This window comes from Bradyrhizobium sp. USDA 4516 (assembly GCF_054055915.1).
In genome coordinates, this window is the sequence record NZ_JBSRXT010000001.1 from 8,426,345 (window position 1) to 8,442,940 (window position 16,596).

A 16,596-nucleotide genomic window follows, 5' to 3' on the forward strand; every position below is an offset into this window, starting at 1 on the left:
ATGGCAGGCGCCGGTCGCTTGCACCCCGCCCCGCGGAACTCTATTAGCTGTCTGGCCGTCACGGCGGGGTGGACCCGCTCATTGCAGCTGCGGCCGGGCTGGGCATGTTTCGGAATTCGATCAGGCAGAAGATCGTCGGCATTGCCGCGGGACTCATCATCCTCGCGGTGGTCACCTCGCTGCTGTCGATGGTGATGGCGGGCCAGGTCGGCCATCTCCTCGACGAGCTCACCAACCGCTACATCCCCGCCTATGGCCACCTCGCCCGCGTCAACATCCGCGCGCTGGAGCGGTCGCTCGCCATGCGCCGGATGATGATGGCGAAGATGCAGGCGCCGGCCGAAGACTCCGGCTACGAAAGCGCGCGCAAGGCCTTCGACGAGATCGAGCCGCTGATCAAGCGCGAGGCCGACGCCGCGCGCGTGCTGATCGATGCGATCATCGCCGATCCCTCGACGCCATCCGACAACGCCGCGCTCGGACGCCTCGATGACCGCATCGACAATGCCGTCAACGACCTGTTGATGCGCCTGAACGCAGAGAACAAGACGCTGCTCGAGCAAATCGACGCCAAGGACTTTGCGGCGGCGAAAGCGACCACGCTGCGCGCCGACGCCCTGCGCGACGACTTCAACACCAGGATCGAGGGCATCCGTGCCGACATGCTGGCGCAGGTCGCTTCGGCCGCCGCAAAGGTGATGAGTGCCCAGCAGCGGGCGATCATCATCTCCGGCGTCGTGACCGCCATTGCCGCGATCCTCGGCTTCGTGTTCGCGATGCTGGTCGGCAGCGGCATCACGCGTCCGGTGATGCGCCTGCTCGAAAGCACCCGCGAGGTCGAGGCCGGCCGCCTCGACGGCGCCATCACCATCACGACCCAGGACGAGATCGGCCAGCTGTCGGCCGCCTTCAACCGCATGATCGAGACGCTGCGCCACAACCAGCGCATCCGCGAGACCTTTGGCCGCTACATCAATCCGCGGATCGCCGAGGGCCTGCTCGAACAGCCGGCGATCGCCGCGACCGAAGGACAGCGCCGCGTCATGACGGTGATGTTCTGCGACATGAAGGGCTTCACCAGCCTGAGCGAGGGCGTGACGCCGAGCGGCCTCGTCAAGATCATGAACCTCTACCTGTCGACGATGTCGGCGCCGGTCCATGCGCATCGCGGCATCATCGACAAATATATCGGCGACGCCATCATGGCCTATTGGGGCGCGCCCTTCGTCGAGGAGGCCGAGCAGACACATCTGGCCGCGCTTGCCGCCATCGACATGATCGGCCAGGTCAACCAGCTGCGCAAGGATCTGCCCGAACTGCTCGGCGTGCGCGTGATCCCGGCCGATTGCGACATCCGGATCGGGATCGCCACCGGCGAGGCCCTGGTCGGCAGCATCGGCTCCGAGTTCATGATGAGCTACACCGTGCTCGGCGACACCGTGAACCTCGCCTCGCGGCTGGAAGGCGCCAACAAGTTCTACGGCAGCCGCAGCCTGATCTCGGAGGCCACCGCCGCGGCCTGCGCCGCAACCATCGAGCTCCGCGAGATCGACCGCCTCGTCGTGATGGGGCAGACCCAGCCGGTCGCCGTGTTCGAGATCCTCGGCAAGAAGGACGAACTGACGCCGGCGCAGACTGAGTTGCGGCAGCGTTACGCGGACGGTCTCGCCGCCTATCGCGAGCGCCGCTGGGATAACGCCGAGCAAGCCTTCACCGCGGCGCTGGCGGCGGCGCCCGGCGACGGCCCGTCGATCGCCATGAAGGCGCGCGTCGCAGCGTTCAGGCAAGATCCGCCGGCGGCCGATTGGGACGGCGCCTGGCATCTGGAGCGGAAGTAACCGCGTCACCCGCATCCAGGCTCCGCCGCTACAGCTGGGCCTCGATCGCAACCTTGTCGATCACCGACCAGACCTGCACGATCTTCCCGTCACGAAATTCATAGAACACGTTTTCGGCAAACGAGACGCGCTTGCCGTTGACGCCGAGACCGAGGAACGCGCCCTTCGGCGAGCAGTCGAACGCCAGCCGGCTCGCGACATGGGACGCATCCGACACCAGCAGAACGATGTTGAAGCGAAGGTCCGGGATGTCGCGAAAATCCCCTTCCAGCATCGCGCGATAGCCGGATAACCCGAACCGACGGCCGTTGTGGCACACATCCTCGTCAACGAACTGACCGAGTTGCGGCCAGTCCTGGCGATTCAAACAGGCAATGTAGTTCCGGTAGATCTCGGCGAGGTCCGTTTTCATCATCGATCGTCCTCCTTGCCGCGGGTCCAGATGGCCATTGAGCATTTGCGTGTGATTCTAACACCGATGTCAGTTTCGACTCCGATGTCCGATGGCGCGAACGAAACACTCAGCCAGCGTGCACGTGAAAGCGCGACGTCCCGAAGAGACAGTGCGATTGCCGCTTCGGCAAACAATTTCTCAAACCGCGCGGAATGTCTCCCGCGATCGGGAGTTAGTGCTTCAGGTCAATAACTGTCCTTGTCAAATCGGGAGGCGTACATGATCAAGTCACCGATGATGCTTGCGGCATTCCTGACAGCGCCGATCATTCTGTTCCCACCGCAGACCGCCATCGCGGCTGGCGGAGGTGGCGGCGGCGGCGGTGGTGGCGACCCATACGGGTCGAGCTACGGCACTCCCGCGCCGTCCTATCCCCAGCAGAAGGACAGAAAGACCACGCACAAGGTCAAGAAGCCCTTCAAGCAGTCCGGCTTCGAAGACCCGGCATTCCGCGACGGCTATCGCGCGGCCTATGCGACAATCTACGAACGCAAGGACTACGCCGCCGCGATCGATCAGTTGCACGCACTCGGCCGCGATGATCAGCCGAACGTCGCGAACCTGATCGGCTACTCCTATCGCAAGCTCGGCGACTACAAGCAATCGCAAGCCTGGTACGAACGTGCGCTCAAGGCCGATCCGAACCACGTCCTGACGTGGAACTACTACGGCCTGTGGCAGATCGAACAGGGAAACCGCGACCAGGCGCAGTATCATCTGCAGCGGATCGCCGAGATCTGTGGCACTGACTGCGAGGAGTATCGGACGCTGGCGGCGGCACTGGAAAAGCCGCCGGGCACGAACCTCGTCTACTGAGCGCGTCGCGTAGCCCGCATGAGCGGAGCGACATGCGGGGGAGGACCGCCCCGGATGTCGCTGTCGCTCGTCCGGGCTATGCCTGTGAGCCGCTTTGTTCGCGTGTCCGTTTTTGCGGGAATTTCGCCGTTTTGGTCGACGTGACCGGCGAGTAGCTTGCGTGCCGGGCGACGCACGCGGATACGTTGAGATCGATCATCATGACCTGGCGGCTTCTCGCGTGGAGCGGCATCGCCGTTGCCGCGCTGGTTCCAATCATTGGCGGCATCTGGCTCTTCACCCTGCCCGCCGCATCGGCGTTCCGCGTTCCGCCTCCGATCGACAAGGCCGAGCAGGATGCAACGCTCGCGGCGCTGAAGCCGCCGAAGCGGTCGCGCCCGCTGATCGCGATGCTCGGCATCAACGACATGACCGAGACCACCGACTATCTGATGCCCTACGGCATCCTCAAGCGCGCGGATGTGGCCGATATCGTCACGCTGGCGACGGGACCCGGTCCGGTCGCGCTGTTCCCGGTGCTGAAGGTCGAGCCTGATGCGACCATCGCCGCATTCGATGCCGCACATGGCGACGGCGCCGACTACGTTATCGTGCCGGCGATGAGCCGCGACGACGATCCGGCGGTCATGCAATGGGTCCGGCAGCAGGCGGAGAAAGGCGCCGTGATCGTCGCCGTCTGCGCCGGCGCCAAGGTGCTCGCCTCGACCGGCCTGCTCGACGGCAGGCGCGCCACCACGCACTGGTTTTACCTGAAGAACTGGCGCAGCAAACATCCTGAGATCCGCTATGTCGCCGACCGCCGCATCGTGGTCGACCACGGCGTCGCGACGACGACCGGGATTTCGGCCTCGATGCCGATGTCGCTGACCCTGATCGAGGCGATCGCCGGCCGTACCAGGGCTGAGGCCGTCGCGCGCGAGATCGGCCTGCCCGGCTGGGACGCGCGGCATGACAGCAACGCCTTCAAGTTCACGCGTCCCTTCGCGCTGACCGCCATCCGGAACACGCTGGCGTTCTGGAACCGGGAACAACTCGGCCTCGCGCTTGCCCCCGGCGTCGACGAGGTCTCGCTGGCGCTGGTCGCCGACAGCTGGTCGCGCACCTACCGCTCGCATGCCGTGACCTTCGCCGCGACCGACGACGTCGTCACGACCCGCAACGGCCTGCGCGTCTATCCGCAGGTCGTAGCGCCGGATTGGTCCGCAGATCGTCTGCTGCCCGCGGTCGGCACCGCGCCGCCCGCGCAGGCGCTCGACCGGGCGCTTGCCGGGATCGAGACACGCTATGGCCGTGATACGGCGGACTTCGTCGCCATGCAGCTCGAATACCCACGGGCTGACGCCGTGCAGTGAGGGATTGCGTCCCCAACAACGTATTCGATCCTCCATCCGCCCCATTGTCATCTGCCTGTCATGAATTGTGCCGACACGTCAGCGCCGGACCAGTTCGGGGACACGCATGGATTATTTCAAACGCTTCAACTTCCTGTTCGCTGCGCCGGTGTTCGAGGCCGACGACCTCGAGGGCATCCGCTTCAACCAGATCATCGCCGAGATCGAGCGCTCCGGCTTCGAGGTGGTTCGCGCCCGCAAGCTGGAAGATGCCGAGATCGCGGTGCAGACCGATGCCGCGATCGGCTGCATGGTGGTCGATTGGGGCAAGAAGGGCCTTGAGGGCAAGACTGCGGCGCTGATCAACCTGATGCGCCGGCGCGGCCTCGACTTCCCGATCATCCTGTTGATCCGGCGCAAGCGGTTCGAGGACCTACCGGTCGAGGTGCTCGACTTCATCGACGGCTACGTGTTCCTGTCCGAGGAAACCCCGCCCTTCATCGCCAAGAACCTGATCTCCAGGCTGAAGCAATATGCCGAGAATTTGAAGACGCCGTTCTTCGGCGCGCTGGTCGACTATGCCGAGGAAGGCAACCAGCTCTGGACCTGCCCGGGCCACAATGGCGGCGTGTTCTACAGCCGCAGCCCAATCGGACGGGTGTTCGTCGAACACCTTGGCGAAGCGGTGTTCCGCGACGACCTCGACAATTCCGTGCTCGACCTCGGCGACCTCCTCACCCACGAAGGGCCGGCGCTGCGGGCGCAGAAGGAGGCGGCCCGGATCTTCGGCGCCGAGAAGACCTACTTCGTGCTCAACGGCACCTCGACCTCCAACAAGGTCTCGCTCGGCTCGCTGGTCACCGACGGCGACCTCGTGCTGTTCGACCGCAACAACCACAAGGCCGCGCATCACGGCGCGCTGCTGATCGGCGGCGGCATCCCGGTCTACGTGCCGACGGTGCGCAACGCCTGGGGCCTGATCGGGCCGATGCGCTGGGACCTGCTCGACGAGGGCACGCTGCGCGACCACATCCGCAAGCACCCGCTGGTCAAGGACGAGAACGCCTGGAAGAAGGAGCGTCCGTTCCGGGTCGCCGTGGTCGAGCAGTGCACCTATGACGGCACCATCCACTCGGCCGAGATGATCCTCAAGCGGATCGGCCATCTCTGCGACTACATCCTGTTCGACGAGGCCTGGGCCGGCTTCATGAAATTCCACCCGATCTATGCCGGCCGCTTCGCCATGGGACTGTCCGATCTCGGCCCCGAGGCGCCCGGCATCATTGCGACCCAATCGACCCACAAGCAGCTCGCGAGCTTCTCGCAGGCCTCGCAGATCCACATCCGCGACCGCCACATCAAGGGCCAGAAGCGCCGGGTCGAGCATCGCCGCTTCAACGAAAGCTTCATGCAGCACGCCTCGACGTCGCCGTTCTACCCGCTGTTCGCCTCGCTCGATGTCGGCGCGCAGATGATGAAGGGCCGCTCCGGCGAAGTTTTGTGGGACGACACGATCCGGCTCGGCATCGAGCTGCGCAAGAAGATCCGCGCCGTGAAGCGCGAGTTCGAGGAGAAGGAGACGCGCCCCGAGCGGCGCTGGTTCTTCGAGCCGTTCGTGCCGGATCGCGTGAAGATCCCCGACGTCGCGCGCGAGAACGGCGTGCACAATGTCGCCTGGGAGACGATCTCGACCGATCAGCTCGCGACCAATCCGTCCTACTGGCAGCTCAGTCCCGGCGAGACCTGGCACGGCTTTCCCGAGCTGACCGCGGGCTTCGCGATGACCGACCCGAACAAGCTCACATTGCTGACGCCGGGCTTCGATCACGCCACCGGCGCCTATGCCGATCACGGCATCCCCGCACCGGTGGTGGCGCAATATTTGCGGGAGAACCGCATCGTCGCCGAAAAGAACGACCTCAATTCCCTGCTGTTCCTGCTGACGCCCGGCGTCGAGGCCAGCAAGGCCGGCACGCTGGTCTCCGGGCTCGTCGCCTTCAAGAAGCTGCACGACGACAACGCGCTGCTCGAGGACGTCATCCCCGAATTCTTCCGCCGCCGCCCGCAACGCTACACCGGGGTGCGGCTGCGCGACCTCTGCGGCGACATGCACCGCTTCTTCCGCGACGGCGGCGTCAGCACGCTGCAGGCCAGGCAATTCCTGCCCGAGCACCTGCCCGAGATCGCGATGTCGCCGCGCCAGGCCGCACAATATCTCATCCGCAACGATGTCGACTATCTGCCGATCGACCAGATCTTCGGCCGCGTCGCCGCGACGCCGTTCGTGGTCTACCCGCCCGGCATCGCCACCATCGTGCCCGGCGAGCGGCTGTCGGAACGCAGCAGGCCAATGATCGATTACCTGAAGATGTTCGAGGCGAGCTTCAATGCGTTCCCGGGCTTCGAGGTCGAGGTCCAGGGCATCTACAAGGAGATCGACGACTCCGGCCGTGTCCGCTTCTACACCTATGTCGTGTCCGAATAGGCGAACGGACGCAACACAATGGAGAATGATCACAAGATCACCGTCCGTCCTTCCCGCGACAGCGACGTCGACGCCATGCTGTCGATCTACCGCCACCATATCCGCCGCGGCGTCGAGGAAAGCGTCGACGACAGCGGCACGCCGGAGCCCGACGATCTGCGCGACCGCCGCAAGAATCTGCGCAACACCCGCCTGCCCCACCTCGTCGCGATCTGCGACAGCGAGGTGGTCGGCTATGCCTATGTCGTGCTGTTTCGCAAGCGTCCGTCCTACCGCTACACGGTGAAGCATTCGATCTATGTGCATCACCGCTTCACCGGCCAGCGCGTTGGCGGCCGGCTGCTGCAGGAGTTAATCGACACCTGCGCCGCCGCCGGCTTCCGCCAGATGATCGGCTACATCGACAGCGACAACGCCGCCTCGCTCGCGCTGCACGACCGCTTCGGCTTCGCCCGCGTCGGGCATTTGCCCGGTGTCGCCTATCGCTATGGCCGCTGGTCCGACACCATGATGGTGCAGCGCTCGCTCGCCGCCGGCGCCACCGCCCCGCCGCCCCCCGCGCCGCTGTCGCGACGGTGATGGGCACGACACTTTCCATTCGTCGTCCCGGCGAAGGCCGGGACCCATAACCACAGGATTGGATTGGCAAGGAAGGCTGTGGCCCCAGCGTCGCGCAATAATCACCTTCGGTGGTTATGGGTCCCGGCCCCCCGTGCGCTATTGCGCACTAGGCCGGGACGACAGCGAATGTGTTGCGCGGCCGGTGAGTCATACACCGGCATTCTCGCGGCCTCTGCAGCGCGAGTTTTGCATTTCGTTTCGCCGCTCTGATGACAGAGGGCGCAGGGAAAGCCGGATGCCGATCGCACCCATGGGTCCCGAGTAATCCTGCAGGCTGCAAGGCGCAAGCGACCTGAACGCCCTACTCCAGCGTAAAGCCGACCCGCAGCGCCACCTGATAGTGCCGGATCTTGCCGTCCTCGATATGGCCCCGCGTCTGCACCACCTCGAACCACTTCATTTCCCGGATCGTCTTTGACGCGCGGCTCACGGCGTTCTCGATTGCCGCCTCGATGCTCTTGTCCGATGATCCGACCAGTTCCAGGATTTTGTAGACGTGATCCTTGTCGTGCGTGGCGGGCATGTCGACCTCCTCTGTGGATGCGCGATCCGGACCGCTTGCGCTGCGGTTCGGACAGTCCATCGTCCGATGCGGGCCGGCCATCGTCAAAACCGACGAATGCTGCGCGGCAACACGCCGGACGAATTGAATAAACGTGTCGCGGCGCCTTTGGTGCCAGCATGCATTTCGTGCCAGCTGCGCACCCGCCCTTGTCCGGGCCTTGACCTATGGTAGCATGGTTTCATCAAGTATTCGGGAGCGATACGATGTCCACTGCGTCCAGCTCACCCGCCACACCTCCTCACAGCCTCGGATCCGGGCTTTCCAACCTCCGCGCCAAGTGGGGCTGGATCGTCGCCCTCGGGGTGATCTACCTGATCGCCGGCGTGCTCGCCTTCGGCAGCGTCTTCTTCGCCACCGTCGTCAGCGTGCTGTTCGTCGGCGCCATGATGATCGTCGCCGGCGTCGCCGAGATCATCAACGCGTTCCAGTTCAAGACCTGGGGCAAATTCCTGTTCTGGCTGCTGCTCGGCGCGCTCTATGTCGTGGCGGGCTTCATCACCTTCGAGAACCCGCTGCTCGCCGCGGCGACGCTGACGCTGTTCCTCGGCATCGCGCTGGTGGTGTCGGGCATCGTCCGCATCTTCCTCGCGTTCGGCATGAACTCGGAAGCGCCGTGGGGAATGGTCGCGATCTCCGGCCTGATCACGCTGGTGCTCGGCGCCATGATCCTGGCGCGCTGGCCGGTCTCGAGCCTCTACGTGCTCGGCATCTTCCTCAGCGTCGACCTGATCTGCGCCGGCGTGAGCTGGATCAGCATGGGCATGGCGCTGAAGCGCAGGGCGTGAGGCGCGATCGTCGCCTCAGGCACGATCGACGGGTGGGTTAGCCTCAAACTAACCCGCCGCATGTTTCGCGTGCGGAGAGATGGCGGGTTGCGCTGGCGCTAACCCGCCTACGCTCAATCCGCCTGCAAGCCCTCAGGGCTGCGCGAGATGCCAGGCGCCGTTCAGGAAACCGTCGCCGGTGATGTCGCCGGCCTTCTGGTCCTTGGCGAAGGTATAGAGCGGCTTGCCCTTGTAGGCCCACTGCTTGGAGCCATCGTCACGCGAGATGATGGTGTAGCCGCCTTCAGCCTTGTCGCTGGCGTCAGCCTTCAAGACCGGCCAATTCGTCGCGCACGGGCCGTTGCAGGCCGACTTGCCTTCGGAATCCTTGTCGAAGGTGTAGAGCGTCATGCCCTTGGCGTCGGTGAGGACCGAGCCCTTCGCGGTGGTTCCGGTCTTGGTCGGCGGCGCGGCAAAGGCCGCCGAGGCGAACGCAAGCGACACGGCGGTGGCGAGCGCGAGCGAGATCGATGTCTTCATGATGTCTCCTGTTCGAATGCAAATGGCTTGCATGCGTAAGGACGCCGAAGGGCGCGCACTATTCCGCTGACGGCGCGCGAAGAATTTTCGGGATGGCGATCAATGCGAGGGGAATAAAGCCGCAGGCGCGTGCCGATACCGTCCCGTAGCCCGCATGAGCGGAGCGACATGCGGGAGCCGCCCGGATATCGCGGAGCCTGTCATCGGGCGCGCGTTCGCGCGACCCGTTGGCTCATCCGGGCTACAACACCGAATGTGCTACCGCCTGATCTCCTCCGCCGCGCGCACCAGCGGGCGGTCGGAGAGCTGGATCGGGCCGGAGAACGGCGTACTCATTTCAAGGATCAGGTAGATCGCGGCCGAGATCAGCGCCGCGGCGGCGACGGTGGTCGAAATCACCACCGCGTTGCGCGGCGCGCGAAAGCCGAGGGTGGCGAACATCAGCGTCAGCCACCCGACCAGGATGCAGATCAGCGGCGACGGAAACGAGCCGTCGGACTGCTCGACAAAGGTCCAGCGCTGCTGCACTGCCTGCCGATAGACCGAGCGCGCGTCGTTCCACAGCGCCACCTTCTGCTCGTCGTCGAACCGCAGTTCGCGGAGACTGGTGCCGACCTCGTCGAGCAGGCGCTCGGACACCGCGCTTGCCCTGGAGATCGGAACATCCTTGAGCACCTGCTCGACATAGGCGAGCAGCCGCTTGCGCGGCTCGTCGGCGCTCGGACCGAGCGGCCGCAGGCCGCGATCGAGCAGGATGAGGTCGGTGGCGAAGACATGCAAATTGCGGTCGACCGCCACATAGGTGTTGGCGGCACTATTCATCATCAGGCCGAGCAGCAGCGACGGCATGGTGACGAACAGCGTCGCGACCAGGCGTACCGAGGTGTTGGTCTCGTCGCTGCGGTGATGATCGGCGAGCCGGGCATGGATCGCCATGGTCGCAAGCGCGGCGCCGCCGAGCAGGGTGAAGATCAGGACGGCGACGATGAATGCAACCACGGCTTGCGAAAACCTGCGAGAGAATCAGGTCCGCAGGATAGCAAGGGACGCCCAATGGTGCATGTCCGGTTGACTAGCCGCCCCCACGCGCTATCCGGACAGTTTGGGGGACGCCCGGCGAGAGCGCGAGGGGCGCTCTAGAGGAGATACCACGTGCATATCGTCGACGACAGCGAGGTCAACCGCGTCCTGAGCTTTCCGATCCTGATCGAGGCGATCGAGGCCGCGCACCGGCGGCCGAAGATCGCGGTGCACGACGGTTATCTCGGCGACGACAAGGGCCAGCAGCTGGTGACGCGCAGCGCGGTCGATGCCGGACGCTTCATGATGACCAAGCTCTACACCAGCTTTCCCGGCAACCTCGCCCACGGCAAGCTGCCGGCGGTGCAGGCGGTCTGCGTGCTGTTCGACGGCAATGACGGGCGTCCGCTCGCGGTGATGGACGCCGCCGAGATCACCCATTGGAAGACCGCCGCGGACTCCGCCCTCGGCGCAAAACACCTGGCGCGGCCGGATGCCGAGACGCTGCTGGTGGTCGGCGCCGGCGAGATGGCGCGCTGGCTGGTGCGCGGCCACCGCACCGTGCGGCCGCGGCTGAAGCGGGTGCGGGTCTGGAACCGGACAGTTGAACGCGCCCAGGAGCTCGCCGCGCTGCTGGAAGGCGACGGCATCGCGGCCGAGGCCGTCTCCGATCTCGACGCCGCGACACGCGAGGCCGACATCATCACCACCTGCACCCGCTCGCGCGAGCCGCTGGTCAAGGGCGCCAATTTAAGGCCCGGCACCCATCTCGATCTGGTCGGCGGCTTCACCCCGGAGACCCGCGAGTCCGACGACGAGGCGGCGCGGCGTTCGCGCATCTTCGTCGACCGCCGCGAATCCGCCTTCGACGGCGTCGGCGACATCCTGCAACCGATCGCGAGCGGCGCGATCACCGAGAGCGACGTGCTCGGCGACCACTACGACCTCGCCGGCGGCAAGGTCGCCGGGCGGCTGTCGGATAGCGACATCACCTTCTTCAAGAACGCCGGCGGCGGGCATCTGGATCTGATGACCTGCGAGACGGTGCTTGCGCAGCTGGGGAAGGAGCTGCGGTAAGCGGAACTGTTCTGTAGCCCGCATGAGCCAACGGGTCGCACGAATGCGCGCCCGATGACGGGCTCCGCAACATGCGGGATCAGCCTCCCCCGGATATCGCTTCGCTCATCCGGGCTACATCTACGTCTCGCGCAGCCAGACCTCGCCGATCGAGTGATCGGCGCGCTTGCGCAGCACGACGTCGGCCCGCGTCCGCGTCGGCAAGATGTTCTCCCTGAGATTGGCGCGATGATGCTCGCGCCACAGCCGCTCCGCGACCTCGCGCGCGTCACCCGGCGGCAGGTCCCTGTAGTGGTGGAAATAGGAGGCGGGATTCCGGAACGCTGTCGGCTGCAACCTGAGGAAGCGTTCGACATACCAGGACTGGATGTCGGCCTCATCGGCATCGAGATAGATCGAGAAGTCGAAGAAATCCGACACCACCACCGGCGCCGTGCCGCGCGCCAGCAGCACGTTGAGGCCCTCGAAGACCAGGATGTCCGGCTGCTGGATGACCTGGCGTTCCGACGGCACGATATCGCCGATCAGATGCGAATAGACCGGCAGCTCGAGCTCGCGTTCGCCCGCCTTCGCCGCCGCGAGAAATCGCAGCATGCGCGGCAGGTCGTAGCTCTCGGGAAAGCCCTTGCGCCGCATCAGCCCGCGCTCTTCGAGAACGCCGTTGGCATGCAGGAAGCCGTCGGTCGTCACCAGCTCGACCCACGGATGATCGGCCCAGCGGGCCAGCAGCGCGCACAGCACGCGGGCAAAGGTGCTCTTGCCGACGCCGACGCTGCCGGCCAATGCAACGATGTAGGGCGAACGGCGTGCCGGGCGGCCGAGAAACTCCGCCTTGACGTGCGCGAGGTTGCGCGCCGCCGCGAAATGCAGGTTCAACAAGCGCGTCAGCGGCAGATACACGTCGCTGACTTCGGCGGAATTGATCGGCTCGTTCAAGCCGCGCAACGCCGCGAGATCGGCGTCCGAGAGCGTCAGCGACGTGCTGGCGCGCAAGGCCGCCCAATCGCTGCGGCCGAAGATCATGTAGGCGGACAGCTCGTCGGGGTGGGTCATCTCAGCCGTTCACGGTGAGCCTGATGCGTCCGATCGATCTTGCCGAGGCAATGCCGGTTACGTCAATCGCCCTTTGCGGCGGCGATGGCAACGAGTAGCCCGCATGAGCGCAGCGACATGCGGGGCCGGTCTCCCCCCGGATATCGCTTCGCTCATCCGGGCTACGCGGCGACCGTAGTAGAACCGTAGGGCGGGTTTGCGTTGGCGTAACCCGCCCTTCGCTCCCTACTCCGCGGCCTGCTGCGTCGGTGCGTCCAGCGCCTCCGACACTTTCGGCGGCGACATCGGCAGGCCGTAGAAGCGTTTGCCGAGCGCGTTGTGGACGGCGTTGGCGACCGCGGCCATCACAGGCACCAGCGGCACCTCGCCGACGCCCTTGACGCCCTGCGGATGCTTCGGGTTCGGCACCTCGACCAGCGCGCAGTCGAGCATCGGCAGGTCGGAGCAGACCGGCATGCGATAATCGAGGAAGCCGGGATTATCGACCTTGCCGTCCTTGTTGTAGATGTATTCCTCGTTCAGCGCCCAGCCGATGCCCTGCGCGACGCCGCCCTGCAGCTGGCCCTCGACATAGCTCGGATGCACGGCGCGGCCGACATCCTGCACGGCGGTGTAGCGAATGACGCGGACGATGCCGAGATCGACATCGACCTCGACGTCGCAGATATGGGTGCCGAAGCCGCCCTCGGCGCCTTGGGTGTTGAGCTGCACGCTGGCGCCGATCGGACCGCCCTGCGACGGCGCCTTCTCGGCGAGGTCGGCGAGCGTCAGCGGTTCGAACTGGCCGGCATTCGGGCTCACCGGATGCGCGGCGCCGTTCTCCCACTTCACGGCTTCAGGGTCGATCTCCCAGAGCTTCGCGGCACGCTCGCGCAAGGTCGCGATCACCTTGTCGGCCGCCTGCGTCACCACCATCGAGGAGGCGAACAGCACGCGGCTGCCGCCGGTGAGGTTGGAGAATCCGACCGTCTGGGTGTCGCCGATGATGACGGAGACGCGCTTGTAGTCGATGCCGAGCAACTCGGCGCAGATATTGGCGATGCCGGCGCGCGAGCCGCCGATATCGGGGTGCCCTGTCGTGACGACGACGTTGCCGTCCTCGGTGATGTTGACCTGCGCGGAGGATTCACCGCCGGCATTGAACCAGAAGCCGGAGGCGACGCCCCTGCCCTGCAGCTTGCCGAGCGGCGCGGCATAATGCGGATGGTTCCTGGCGGCTTCCAGCGTCTCGATATAGCCGATGCGTGGGAACACCGGGCCGTGCGCCGCCTTGGTGCCTTCCTTCGCCGCGTTCTTCAGCCGCAGCGCCAAGGGGTCCATCTTGAGCGCCTCGGCAAGCTCGTCGAGCACGCACTCCACCGCATAAGCGCCGATCGGCGCGCCGGGCGCGCGATAGGCCGCGACCTTGGAGCGGTTGGAGCAGACGTCGAACCCCTCCGACAGCACATGCGGGATGTCATAGGGCGCGAAGCTGCACCCGACCGCACCGCGGATCGGCGAGCCCGGGAAGGCGCCGGCCTGCAGATAGAAGCTGCCATGGGCGGCGACGATGGTGCCGTCCTTCTTCGCGCCGATCTTCACCGTGCTCTTCGAGCCCGAGGTCGGCCCGGTGGCGCGCATCACCTCCTCGCGGGTCATCACCATCTTCACCGGGCGGCCGGATTTTTTGGCGAGCAGGGTGGCGAGCGGCTCGAGATAGACGATGGTCTTGCCGCCAAAACCGCCGCCGATCTCGGCGGGGATGGCGCGGATGTCGCTCTGCGGGATGCCGGTCAGCATCGAGGTCATCGCGCGCACCATGAATTGGCCCTGGCTCGACGACCAGATCGTGGTCTTGCCGTCGGCCGCAACCGAGATCAGGCAGGCATGCGGCTCGATATAGCCCTGATGCACCGGGCGTGTGGTGAAGGAACGCTCGATGATGACTTCAGCATCCTTGAAGCCCTGCGCGATGTCGCCCTTCTTGGATTCGAGGCGGCCCATGATGTTCGAGGGCTTGCCGTCGAATTTGTTGAACTCGTGCAGGATCGGCGCATCAGCCTTCAGCGCGTCGTCGATCTCGATCGCCCAGGGCAGCACCTCGTAGTCGACCTCGATCAGCTTGCAGGCTTCGGCCGCGATCGCCTCCGTGGTCGCGGCGACGGCGGCGACGGGATGGCCGGGGAACAGCGCCTTGTCGCGCGCCATCACGTTGCGGCACATCCAGCGCATGTCCTGGATGCCGAGCATGACGGCACCCTTCTCGATCGTGAAGTCGACGATGTCGCGCGAGGTGACCACCGCCTTGACGCCGGGCAGCGCCTCGGCCTTGGCGGTGTTGATCGACCTGATGCGGGCGTGCGGATGCGGGCTGCGCAGCACCTTGCCCCAGATCATGCCGGGCATGGTGGTGTCGGCGGCAAACGCCGCGCGGCCGGTCACCTTGTCGACGCCATCGGGCCGGATGGTGCGCTGGCCGATCCATTTGTTGTTGACGACGTTCATGGGCGAGCCTCCCGCATTTCAGCCGCGGTCTCCATCACCGCGCGGACGATCTTGTCGTAACCGGTGCACCGGCAGAGATTGCCGGCGAGCCAGAAGCGGACTTCCTCTTCGGTCGGGTTTGAATTCCTGGCGAGCAGCGCTTCGGAGGCGACCAGCATGCCCGAGGTGCAGATGCCGCACTGAAGCGCGGCATGCTCGAGGAACTTCTGCTGCAACGGATGCAGCTTCTCGCCTCTGGCCATGCCCTCGATGGTCCCGATCTCGTGGCCCTCGGCCTCGGCCGCGAGCATCAGGCAGGAGCAGACCAGGCGGCCGTCGAGCGTGATCGAGCAGGCGCCGCAATCGCCGGACGCGCAGCCCTCCTTCGAGCCGGTGAGCCCCAATTGCCCGCGCAGCGCGTCGAGCATGGTCTCGTACGGCTCGCACAGGAATTCGACCGGCTCGCCATTGACTGAGGTGGTGACGTGCAGTTTCGCCATGGTGCTAGTGTCCTCCCGCGCGCTGTGCGGCGATCGCGGCGGTGCGCTTGAGCAGCACGCCGGCGGTTTTGATCCGGTAGGCGATGGTGCCGCGCTTGTCGTCGATCGGACGGCAGGCGGCGCGGCATGCGGCAGCGGCGGCTTCGAGCGCGCCATCGTCGAGCTTCGAGCCGGTCAGCGCCTTCGCCGCAGGCTCAACCAGCAGCGCGGTCGGCGCCACCGCGCCGAGGCCGACGCGGGCCGCGGTACAGACGCCATCCTTCAAGGTCAGGCTGACGCCGATGCCGACCACCGCGATGTCCATCTCGGTGCGCGGGATCATCCGCAGGTACGCGTCACCCGAGCCTTTCGGCCGCGGCGGCAAGGTGAAGCTGACCAGGATCTCGCCCGGCTTGAGGTTGGTACGGCCAGGTCCGGCCGGCACATCCTCAACCTTCATGTCCCGCCGGCCGTTCGGACCCTGCACGGTGACGACGGCACCCGCCGCAATCATCGCCGGCACGCTGTCGCCGGCCGGTGAGCCGTTGCAGAGATTGCCGCCGGCGGAAGCGCGGCCTTGCACCTGCTTGGAGCCGATCAGGTTCACGGCCTCGAGCACGCCGGGCCACACCTTGCCAAAGCGCGCATGCTCGGCGAGCTCCATGCCGGAGACGGCGGCACCCACACGGAAACCGCCATCGGCGGTTTCGCTGATTTCGGTCATCTCGCCGATCTTCTTGATGTCGACGATCAGTCCCGGCCGCACCAGGCCGGAGCGCATTTGCACCAATAAGTCGGTGCCCCCTGCCATAATGCGGGCGGCACTCCCGGCGGCAGCAAATGCGCCAATCGCTTCGTCAAGCGTGCGCGGTGCTACGTATCGGATATCGGTCATGACGGTTCTTTCGGTCTCCCTCGACTGCTTGTTCCCTTAAGATTTGCGGGATGTGGCCTTATTGATTGCTGGCCGGCAGATCGCGAGCCTACACGGCGGATCGGGGTCCGAACAGCCTGCGAGGTGCGGCAGGAAGCGCAGGCTCCTATGCAGGATGCGGACTTGTGCGGTGCCGGCGGCGGCGCGCGGCATTTG

At 65.8% G+C, this 16,596-nt stretch carries 15 protein-coding genes; 7 read left to right on the forward strand and 8 right to left on the reverse strand.

All coding sequences use genetic code 11. From position 1 onward, the window contains the following. The first annotated feature begins 104 nt into the window (after window positions 1–104). Window positions 105–1,838: an adenylate/guanylate cyclase domain-containing protein gene (locus tag ACVI1L_RS39095; protein WP_456785254.1), complete on the forward strand. Its 1,734-nt coding sequence runs from the start codon at window positions 105–107 to the stop codon at window positions 1,836–1,838. 28 nt (window positions 1,839–1,866) lie between these two features. Here ACVI1L_RS39095 and ACVI1L_RS39100 read toward each other — a convergent pair whose 3' ends face one another. Next, window positions 1,867–2,253, reverse strand: a complete 387-nt coding sequence (locus ACVI1L_RS39100) for an ester cyclase (RefSeq protein WP_057019674.1) — start codon at window positions 2,251–2,253, stop codon at window positions 1,867–1,869. Between the two features lie 258 nt (window positions 2,254–2,511). On the opposite strand from ACVI1L_RS39100, the gene ACVI1L_RS39105 reads away from it, so the two are divergent. The 4 genes from ACVI1L_RS39105 to ACVI1L_RS39120 all read left to right on the forward strand — a co-directional run bounded on the left by ACVI1L_RS39105 (window position 2,512) and on the right by ACVI1L_RS39120 (window position 7,503). After that, entirely contained in the window at window positions 2,512–3,108 is a 597-nt protein-coding gene (locus ACVI1L_RS39105; RefSeq protein WP_456785255.1) for a tetratricopeptide repeat protein, read from the forward strand. 200 nt (window positions 3,109–3,308) lie between these two features. After that, on the forward strand, window positions 3,309–4,460 hold the full coding sequence (locus ACVI1L_RS39110) for a DJ-1/PfpI family protein (protein WP_456785256.1): 1,152 nt from the start codon (window positions 3,309–3,311) through the stop codon (window positions 4,458–4,460). A gap of 106 nt (window positions 4,461–4,566) precedes the next feature. Further along, window positions 4,567–6,924, forward strand: coding sequence for an Orn/Lys/Arg family decarboxylase (locus tag ACVI1L_RS39115; protein WP_456785257.1), 2,358 nt, complete (start codon window positions 4,567–4,569; stop codon window positions 6,922–6,924). An 18-nt stretch (window positions 6,925–6,942) separates the two neighbouring features. After that, the gene (locus ACVI1L_RS39120) at window positions 6,943–7,503 is read left to right on the forward strand and encodes an N-acetyltransferase family protein (RefSeq protein ID WP_456785258.1); all 561 of its coding nucleotides are present in this window, start codon (window positions 6,943–6,945) and stop codon (window positions 7,501–7,503) included. 343 nt (window positions 7,504–7,846) lie between these two features. Here ACVI1L_RS39120 and ACVI1L_RS39125 read toward each other — a convergent pair whose 3' ends face one another. Further along, a complete protein-coding gene (locus tag ACVI1L_RS39125; RefSeq protein WP_026192947.1) occupies window positions 7,847–8,068 on the reverse strand; it encodes a dodecin in 222 nt (73 codons plus the stop codon). Between the two features lie 245 nt (window positions 8,069–8,313). Between ACVI1L_RS39125 and ACVI1L_RS39130 the strand changes: the two genes are divergently transcribed. After that, window positions 8,314–8,895 (forward strand): HdeD family acid-resistance protein, encoded by a 582-nt coding sequence (locus tag ACVI1L_RS39130; RefSeq protein WP_057017581.1) that lies wholly within the window; start codon window positions 8,314–8,316, stop codon window positions 8,893–8,895. A 132-nt stretch (window positions 8,896–9,027) separates the two neighbouring features. On the opposite strand, the gene ACVI1L_RS39135 is transcribed toward ACVI1L_RS39130, so the two are convergent. Both ACVI1L_RS39135 and ACVI1L_RS39140 read right to left on the reverse strand, forming a co-directional pair. Next, a complete protein-coding gene (locus ACVI1L_RS39135) occupies window positions 9,028–9,414 on the reverse strand; it encodes a COG4315 family predicted lipoprotein (protein WP_210262721.1) in 387 nt (128 codons plus the stop codon). A 258-nt stretch (window positions 9,415–9,672) separates the two neighbouring features. After that, window positions 9,673–10,413, reverse strand: coding sequence for a bestrophin-like domain (locus ACVI1L_RS39140; RefSeq protein ID WP_456785259.1), 741 nt, complete (start codon window positions 10,411–10,413; stop codon window positions 9,673–9,675). A gap of 153 nt (window positions 10,414–10,566) precedes the next feature. Here ACVI1L_RS39140 and ACVI1L_RS39145 point away from each other — a divergent pair, with 153 nt between their 5' ends. Continuing rightward, window positions 10,567–11,511 (forward strand): ornithine cyclodeaminase family protein, encoded by a 945-nt coding sequence (locus ACVI1L_RS39145; protein ID WP_456785260.1) that lies wholly within the window; start codon window positions 10,567–10,569, stop codon window positions 11,509–11,511. 120 nt (window positions 11,512–11,631) lie between these two features. Here ACVI1L_RS39145 and coaA read toward each other — a convergent pair whose 3' ends face one another. The 4 genes from coaA to ACVI1L_RS39165 all read right to left on the reverse strand — a co-directional run bounded on the left by coaA (window position 11,632) and on the right by ACVI1L_RS39165 (window position 16,392). Beyond that, on the reverse strand, window positions 11,632–12,564 hold the full coding sequence (gene coaA, locus ACVI1L_RS39150; RefSeq protein WP_141341553.1) for a type I pantothenate kinase: 933 nt from the start codon (window positions 12,562–12,564) through the stop codon (window positions 11,632–11,634). 225 nt (window positions 12,565–12,789) lie between these two features. Next, window positions 12,790–15,048, reverse strand: coding sequence for a xanthine dehydrogenase family protein molybdopterin-binding subunit (locus tag ACVI1L_RS39155; RefSeq protein ID WP_456785261.1), 2,259 nt, complete (start codon window positions 15,046–15,048; stop codon window positions 12,790–12,792). Beyond that, window positions 15,045–15,527: a (2Fe-2S)-binding protein gene (locus ACVI1L_RS39160; RefSeq protein ID WP_057017586.1), complete on the reverse strand. Its 483-nt coding sequence runs from the start codon at window positions 15,525–15,527 to the stop codon at window positions 15,045–15,047. Before ACVI1L_RS39160 ends, ACVI1L_RS39155 begins: the two co-directional genes overlap by 4 nt. 4 nt (window positions 15,528–15,531) lie before the next feature. After that, entirely contained in the window at window positions 15,532–16,392 is an 861-nt protein-coding gene (locus ACVI1L_RS39165) for an FAD binding domain-containing protein (RefSeq protein ID WP_456785661.1), read from the reverse strand. Window positions 16,393–16,596 lie beyond the last annotated feature (204 nt).

What these genes read in the sequence shown, in the direction of transcription:
- ACVI1L_RS39160 (WP_057017586.1), bottom strand. Translation starts at nt 15,527, where the DNA reads ATGGCGAAACTGCACGTCACCACCTCAGTCAATGGCGAGCCGGTCGAA.
- ACVI1L_RS39125 (WP_026192947.1), bottom strand. Translation starts at nt 8,068, where the DNA reads ATGCCCGCCACGCACGACAAGGATCACGTCTACAAAATCCTGGAACTG.
- ACVI1L_RS39155 (WP_456785261.1), bottom strand. Translation starts at nt 15,048, where the DNA reads ATGAACGTCGTCAACAACAAATGGATCGGCCAGCGCACCATCCGGCCC.
- ACVI1L_RS39135 (WP_210262721.1), bottom strand. Translation starts at nt 9,414, where the DNA reads ATGAAGACATCGATCTCGCTCGCGCTCGCCACCGCCGTGTCGCTTGCG.
- ACVI1L_RS39095 (WP_456785254.1), top strand. Translation starts at nt 105, where the DNA reads ATGTTTCGGAATTCGATCAGGCAGAAGATCGTCGGCATTGCCGCGGGA.
- ACVI1L_RS39130 (WP_057017581.1), top strand. Translation starts at nt 8,314, where the DNA reads ATGTCCACTGCGTCCAGCTCACCCGCCACACCTCCTCACAGCCTCGGA.
- ACVI1L_RS39100 (WP_057019674.1), bottom strand. Translation starts at nt 2,253, where the DNA reads ATGATGAAAACGGACCTCGCCGAGATCTACCGGAACTACATTGCCTGT.
- ACVI1L_RS39105 (WP_456785255.1), top strand. Translation starts at nt 2,512, where the DNA reads ATGATCAAGTCACCGATGATGCTTGCGGCATTCCTGACAGCGCCGATC.
- coaA (WP_141341553.1), bottom strand. Translation starts at nt 12,564, where the DNA reads ATGACCCACCCCGACGAGCTGTCCGCCTACATGATCTTCGGCCGCAGC.
- ACVI1L_RS39110 (WP_456785256.1), top strand. Translation starts at nt 3,309, where the DNA reads ATGACCTGGCGGCTTCTCGCGTGGAGCGGCATCGCCGTTGCCGCGCTG.
- ACVI1L_RS39115 (WP_456785257.1), top strand. Translation starts at nt 4,567, where the DNA reads ATGGATTATTTCAAACGCTTCAACTTCCTGTTCGCTGCGCCGGTGTTC.
- ACVI1L_RS39120 (WP_456785258.1), top strand. Translation starts at nt 6,943, where the DNA reads ATGGAGAATGATCACAAGATCACCGTCCGTCCTTCCCGCGACAGCGAC.